Consider the following 7,248-nt stretch of genomic DNA (forward strand, 5'->3'; position numbering starts at 1 on the left):
CGTAAATCATATTTATGATTATTCCCAGTAATTTACGTTATTTCAGCTTCTAATTCACATAAGGTGTAAATCTAATAAATTCCAAACCCATAAGTTTCAGACTGAATAAGTTTCAAGTTCCATAAGTTTTAGGTAATGACAGCAAGAGGAAATGAATTAGTTCGGGATGAAACCGGATTATTTTATTTACCTTTAATTGTAGTATTGACACATAAGGGGAAGGGTGGTAAATCATGCGTAATCTATTCAAAAAAATCCGGGAATCTGGGAGAGATGAAAACTTTTTATCTATGGTTGAGAATATAGAAGTCCTAGTTTCAAAAGCACTTTCCCTGGCAATGATATTAATCATAATATTTGCAATATTTGACTTGTTTTTCTATCTCTTATTCTTCTTAGATAATCATTTATTCACTTCAACTATCGCCAAATTTAGTGGCAGATTATTTCAAACTTTTGGATTATTTCTAAATATTTTAATTGCCTTAGAAATTTTAGAAAATATTACAGCTTATCTACGAAAACATGTTGTTCAGGTAGAGTTAGTGATTGTTACTTCATTAATTGCTGTTGCTCGAAAAATTATTCTCCTAGACTTGAAAAGTACCACAGGAACCCATGTAATTGGCTTGGGATTTAGTGTTTTGGCTTTATCTATTAGCTATTGGATTGTTCGTAAAAGTAATCGAAAAAGTTAATTAACAATATCCTAGATCTGGATAATTATTTATGTACTTATAAGTAAGTAGATATAGATGGTGATAAAAAACTAATACAAGAATAATATTTCAGATAAAATAAAAATTCTTCTTGAATTAATGACTTATAAACTAATAATATTTGCTTACTTGACACCCTTGAATAAAGTATGTTTACAGATACAATATTAATGTCTATAGTCTTAATTTACCCAATTTAATTTATTAAAAAAAAGGAGAATATAGGTGTTATTAAATAACACTATACCTGGGGTATAATCAGACTAATTTTGTATTTTTCAATTATTTATATGTCTTCAATAAAGACTTTAGCTTATACTTTATAATCAAATTCATACTATTCCAAAAGTCTCTCGCGAATCAACACATCAATCCTATATTGCTCCAAGGTACTGTACGGGAAGAAAATTTGCAGGTAAATTATTAAAAATTATGATATCTCTATCAAATTAAGGAATATAAAGAAAATGGCAGCCAAAAAAAATTTTGATGCTTGTCGGAGATTATGTAGAAGACCATGAAATAATGGTACCTTTCCAAGCATTACAAATGGTAGGACAATCGGTCGATGCTGTTTGTCCCGACAAGAAAGCAGGTGAGAAGATAAGAACTGCCGTTCATGATTTTGAGGGCGACCAAACCTACAGTGAAAAACCAGGTCACGATTTCATTTTGAATGCAACCTTTGCTGAAATATAAACGCAAAATTACGATGCATTAGTTATACCTGGAGGCAGAACTCCAGAGTATATTCGCTGTAAATCACAAGTTATTGAAATTACTCGTGCATTTGCCCAAGCAAATAAACCAATCGCTGCTATTTGTCATGGATTATAACTACTAGCTGCCGCAGATTTACTGCAAAATAAAAGATGTACTGGATATCCTGCTTGTGCTCCAGAAATAAATCTTGCAGGTGGTAAATATATCAATGTGCCTATTGACAAAGCTGTAGTTGATGGCGATTTAGTCACAGCACCTGCTTGGGTTAGCAGAGTTCCTAAAGCTACTAGGTACTCAAATTGAGCATCTGTAAACCTCTAAAACTAATTATTTCTCTGAACACAGATATTTGATTAATTGGCAATTAACTGAATTGACGATTAATTGCTGTCAAACTTATTGAAGAGTTTTGATTGGATAAATAACTTGAAAATTTTTCCAATTAGTACTACCTATTGTCAATAAAGTTAAAGCTGATAATATTTATAGGTCGATTATTGGTTAAGTCACAATCATAAACAACAAAGACTTTTTATTTTTATTTAGAATTTTTAATTTGTAAGCAATGAGTGAAGTTATAGTGTAGGAAGTAATGCTGCCACAAATCTGGTCGGTGCTAAATCCCAGTACCAAAAATTTTCAGTAATTGTTTAGAAATGCCCTCTAACTCAATGACAGGCAAAAACGCAAGACAGAATGCATTTCTGCGGCTAGTGTCTGGGAATGGAGTGACTGTTGAATCAGAATCTCATTATTCGCTACTTAATCATGAAGAGGTAGTAATTGGACGAGACCCAAGCTGCCATTTTGTATTGGATGCCCTTAAGTATCGCACCGTCTCCCGCCGTCATGCAATCATTCGCCCACTCCCTTTGTCGCCCGATGGTCAATGTGATTGGGTCATTTGTGACTTAAATAGCGCGAATGGTACTTATTTGAATAAAAGACAACTTCAAGGCTCTCAACAATTACAACCTGGCGATCGTATTACTTTAGGTCATGATGGACCACAATTAATTTTTGATTACGAATTTCCAGAAGAGCAACCAGGGGTAACTATTCAAGAAGCTGTTACACCTTCCTATTTCTCAACAAGTTATCAAACTTCTACCAAAAATAATGATTCAGTTAGCTTTACCCAGCTTTTCCCTATTATTTCTACAGGTAAAGATTTAACTAGCAAAGCTTATTTACTACCTGGAATTATCACGGTAATATTTGTAGTCTTAATGTTTGCGACTGTTGGTCAAGAACAGACAAATCAGATAATTGTTGCAATTTACATTGCCTTTGCTGCTTATTACTTCATTTATCGCTTATGCGGCAAAGATAAACCTTGGTGGGAATTATTAATCTGCGTATTTCTGACGATGCTGATTTTACGCAGCCCTATTTTGCCAGGATTTATTCACATATTTAGAGAGCGCTTACCTGGTAGCTTACCCTCGGATCAAGAGTCAATCACTTTTACAGAATTGCTGGTGCGAATGTTTTTTGGTGCTGGCTTGATGGAAGAATTACTCAAAGCTTTACCAGTTTTAGCTGCTTATTTGATCGGTAGGGGATTACCATCTCCTTGGCGAGAACGAATTGGTGTGTGGGAACCCTTAGACGGTATATTGCTGGGGACTGCTTCAGCCTTGGGTTTTACTCTGGTAGAAACTTTAGGACAGTACGTACCACAAATAGCTCAATCTGTACAAGCAGAATTTGGCACAGAAGCTGGACAGTTAGCTGCTTTCCAGTTACTAATAGCTCGCATACTAGGTTCTGTTGCTGGACATATGGCTTATAGTGGATATTTAGGTTATTTTGTGGGCTTAGCCGTACTTAAACCAAGCAAAAGTTGGCAAATTTTATTAGTTGGTTACTTTACTGCATCTGGATTACATGCCTTGTGGAATACAACAGGAGCTTTGTTTGGCTGGGTATTATTGGTAATCGTAGGGGTTTTATCCTATGCATTTTTAATGGCTGCAATCCTTAAAGCCCGAGTTCTTTCTCCAAATAGATCGAAAAACTTTGCCACTCGTTTTTTTAATTCTAAATAATTCAGTCTTTTCATAGGTGTCTATGACTTAGCATTTACGCCTATAAGAAACTAAAATTATTACTAAAGTTACTTAAGTTAACAGCTTTTATCTCAGATCCCATATTGATAATATCAGTATTTTATCCTCCTTTAAGTCTGGCTGTAAGATACGGTCAATAACACACTATTGCCAACCTACGCCTCAAAAAAGATAAATGCCTCTTGCAGGCATTATTATCCTGTCGGAATTACCTAGATAAGTAAATATAAAAAGTTTATTCTTTTATTCTGGAGAATCAGAATCTTTTAGCTCTTGCAGCGCCTGATAAGCAACCATTAAACTTACTCTAGCTTGCTCAACCTCTGACAAAGCAGACCACTTACGTTCATTCAAAGAGTTAAGTGCAGATTTCGTTAAAGGAGTTTCACCATCTCTCATTGCGAAAGCGTAGGGACGTGCCATTACATTTAAATCTTCTGTAGCCCATTGGGGTAGCACTGCTTGAACGCACTTAACAAGTTGTTCTCCCAAAGATTCTCTTGACTTAAATGTATTTGTTGCTTCTAGTGCTATTTTTTCTAGCCATTCTTGGGGTACCTGTGCCGCGAATGCTGAAAGTAAACTTTCTTTAAGATTGATCACAACTGAAGATTTAGTATTACACTTGTAATACGAGGTATTGAAGTTTTGTGACCAAAGATTGTCTAGCTGGTCATAAAAACTACGGGAACGTTCAGTAATTTCTTCGTCTAGAACATCTTGCATTGCAAACTGTTTTTCAATTTCGCAAAAATATTCTTCTGAGTTTTCATCTGCTGGATTCCAAGGATATGCATTATCTTCAGTTTCTAACAAAGTGGAAAGTAATTCTAAATCTATGGGTGAAGGTAGTGAATGCCTAAAGGACTTGGAATTGTTATTGTTGTTAATCATCTGCGATCTCCTAGGTGGTTTAATTTGGGGTATTGACAGCTACAGCTGCGCGAACTTGATTTCCGTAAAGAGAAAAGAATTTTCTAATAAATAAGAATAATTTGAGCAATATGAAAATATAAAAACAATATCTAATCAATCAAGGTCATTTTTATGAATCTTCAATCACAAATTCCCAAGGGTGAGAACGAGTACTACCAAATTTTAATTGTGTGCCAGGTTCCAAAGTGACTTCCTGACGATGGATTTGTTGCCAGCCACTAGAGCGTAATATCCAGGTTGTACCGTAGGTAGATTTTTCCTGTAAATAGTAAGTCCGCACAGGTTGAGATCCATTAAAAATATTTCTGCATAAAATTTCAGCATGATGTTTGGATACAGAAGGCGCTGGGATGACTATGTCATTTTCGATTGTACGACCTATGCGGGTAATAACAGGACGCAATTTCCAAGTTTTACCATTGCCAGACGTAGGGCGCAAACAAGCTACATGAGATTGGGAAGCGAAACCAGGGAGGGAAGTTTCGGGTAGTTCTGTATTTCCTTCTTCAAATGTTTGAATTAGTTCGCCGTTAAAATCTGGATGCAAGTAAAGTACGGGTAAAGTCCAAGCGGGTTGATTGAACTTATAAATAGTCAGCAATTGTTTTCTTGCATCTGCAACTGCTTCATCAATGGGTTTGCGTGCCCGAATTGCTTGAGAAAATGCTTGGATAAAGGTGTGTGATTCATGATCTGCAATTTTATCCCGCATGCCTAAAACGGCAGGGACGCCCTGTCTAATCATCACCTCTGCCAAACTACTGTAAGGCACTGCTTGGCGATCTATTGCTGCCGGTTGCGCACCCCAGCAAGCATTGAATACAGCAAGTTTTACCCCCGTGCGACTTAAAGCTTGAGCTAATTCCATCCCATTGAAAGTGGAATCTGGTCCTAACAAGAGTAGACCTCCATCTGGGTCTGGTAATCCATGACCAGCATAGAAAAATACATTGTATGCTCCGGTTTTTAGTTCAGAAATTAACTCTTGGGGTGTTGGCTGTACCAGTGATTTCACCATACAGGGAGCATTAATATACGAAAGGTTTCCACCTAATGTATTTCCTTCTGCAAGAGTTTGGCTGAGAATTTTCGCCTCTTCTTCCAACTGCAAATCGTCATCTTCTCCCAAAACCAACAAAATGTTTAACCCCGGATCTTTTCGCAAAATTGGCAGGGGTTCAACGTTGCAAGTTGTGCGACTGAATAATATATTTTGGGACATTGACATTGGGGAACGACCTGCTTCTCGCTGCATAGTCTCCCAGGGAAGAGCAATTAAATCGGGGTCGCGAATTTCCAAACGAAAGCGCAAACGGGTATTTTTACCGTTAGCAATACCGCGACTGTGTTCCAGGCTAGCCAGAATATTCCCTTCAAATACCCAACGCCACAAACTGATACCTAAGTGCTGCATCAAGCGGCTGCTATAACTACCTCTTTGTCCGCGAGGAAGTATTGGCTCGGGGTTCGCATCGGGATTTTGAGAAGATAAACCGCGCGGAAGATCTAGACGGCTGTGCCCAGAAAACATCTGGCACCACTCTCCCCAAACCTCATTTAAACTTGTAGGCCATACACAGTCACGAAGAACGTTACCACTCGGGTAGGGGGCGTTAACCACCCAAATGGCGAAGTTATCTGTACCGGTATTTTGAAGACGGGAAATCGCCAAGATTAAAGATGGCATGGATTGGTCAAAACAAAAATGCTTCGGATAAATTCAAACAGATAAATTCAAAGAAAATAAGTTAAAACAAATAAATTTAACAGATAATCTTAAATAAAAACCTAAAAGGTAATATTTTTCACCTTTGAGATTAGCAATTGAGAATCTTACTCATATATTTTCAGCTTCCCATACCAGTTTATCTACTTTTTGGTGAAGTGACGTTGTCATTTCCAATCACTGGTGCTTGCGTCTGAGATGGCGATTGCGTATCTGATGGAATTATTAGTGGTTGAGTTGTTCTTGATTCCCTCGATTTTGTTGGCAATGTTTCATTTTCCGGTAGAGATTTACCTTCCGGCATATCTCTGTTTTTGAGTTTGAAACACGGGCTGTGATTGGAATCTTCAATGTTTTCCGACTTTGAGATGCTAACAGATTTACGAGTAATTTTCCCAGACTTAATCCATACTTCTTCATCGGGTTTGATGGAAGAAGATGAATCACCAGTAAAATTGGGAGCAGTAGTTTCTACTGGTGAAATCTCAGCTAGGGGAGTTTCTTTAGGAAAAGCGTCCCCAAAAGTATCAGGAGATAAATTTTCTTCAGGTAAAGCAGGTACAATTGGACTCTCGGGTGATAAAGTTTCTTCAGGTAAAGCGGGTACAATTGGACTCTCAGGAGACAAAGTTTCTTCAGGTAAAGCACCTGTAAGTGAATTCTTAGAGGATGAAACTGTATTTTCATCGCTACCTATATTTTCACCGATCTTACAAACCCGTAATTTCAACCAAATTTCATCCGAACCTGAATTTACAGATTCACCATCTCTTAAAGCAGGTTCTTTGCTAATAACTTGCAAGACTGTTCCCTTGGGCAACATTACAGGTGAAAAATTATCATCAGTTATGGAAGTATCGAGTGGTAGTTGTTTGCTAAACTCCAGTTTTTCTCTCGTTGTAAATTCCGAACTTACTGGTAAATCTAAATTCTGGGTTGGAAGGGTTGTTACTACATTTTTTTTCAATTCCGGTTCTGGAGATGTTGTAGCAGTAGGTAGTGGAGCTGTTCCTTCTCCTGAAGATGAGGGAAATGGTTTCAATTGCATTATGAAATAACCTAACAATCCACA

5 protein-coding genes and 1 pseudogene are annotated in these 7,248 nt (G+C 37.2%); 3 read left to right on the forward strand and 3 right to left on the reverse strand.

Features of this window, described 5'->3' with window-relative positions:
• Positions 1-233: 233 nt before the first annotated feature.
• From QNJ50_RS27995 to QNJ50_RS28005, 3 genes and pseudogenes are all read left to right on the forward strand, one after another.
• Positions 234-698: a phosphate-starvation-inducible PsiE family protein gene (locus QNJ50_RS27995; RefSeq protein WP_300642331.1), complete on the forward strand. Its 465-nt coding sequence runs from the start codon at positions 234-236 to the stop codon at positions 696-698.
• Positions 699-1,208: 510 nt separating this feature from the next.
• Positions 1,209-1,755: pseudogene (locus QNJ50_RS28000) on the forward strand (DJ-1/PfpI family protein).
• A 358-nt stretch (positions 1,756-2,113) separates the two neighbouring features.
• Complete coding sequence (locus tag QNJ50_RS28005) at positions 2,114-3,493, forward strand: PrsW family glutamic-type intramembrane protease (RefSeq protein ID WP_300642334.1); 1,380 nt, start codon at positions 2,114-2,116, stop codon at positions 3,491-3,493.
• A gap of 264 nt (positions 3,494-3,757) precedes the next feature.
• On the opposite strand, the gene QNJ50_RS28010 is transcribed toward QNJ50_RS28005, so the two are convergent.
• From QNJ50_RS28010 to QNJ50_RS28020, 3 genes are all read right to left on the reverse strand, one after another.
• Entirely contained in the window at positions 3,758-4,408 is a 651-nt protein-coding gene (locus tag QNJ50_RS28010) for a hypothetical protein (RefSeq protein ID WP_300642336.1), read from the reverse strand.
• A gap of 151 nt (positions 4,409-4,559) precedes the next feature.
• A complete protein-coding gene (locus tag QNJ50_RS28015; RefSeq protein ID WP_300642339.1) occupies positions 4,560-6,137 on the reverse strand; it encodes a CHAT domain-containing protein in 1,578 nt (525 codons plus the stop codon).
• Positions 6,138-6,315: 178 nt separating this feature from the next.
• A partial coding sequence (locus QNJ50_RS28020) for a hypothetical protein (RefSeq protein WP_300642342.1) occupies positions 6,316-7,248 on the reverse strand: 933 nt, incomplete at its 5' end.

Source organism: Mastigocoleus sp. MO_188.B34 (genome assembly GCF_030065675.1).
Taxonomy (GTDB): domain Bacteria; phylum Cyanobacteriota; class Cyanobacteriia; order Cyanobacteriales; family Nostocaceae; genus Mastigocoleus.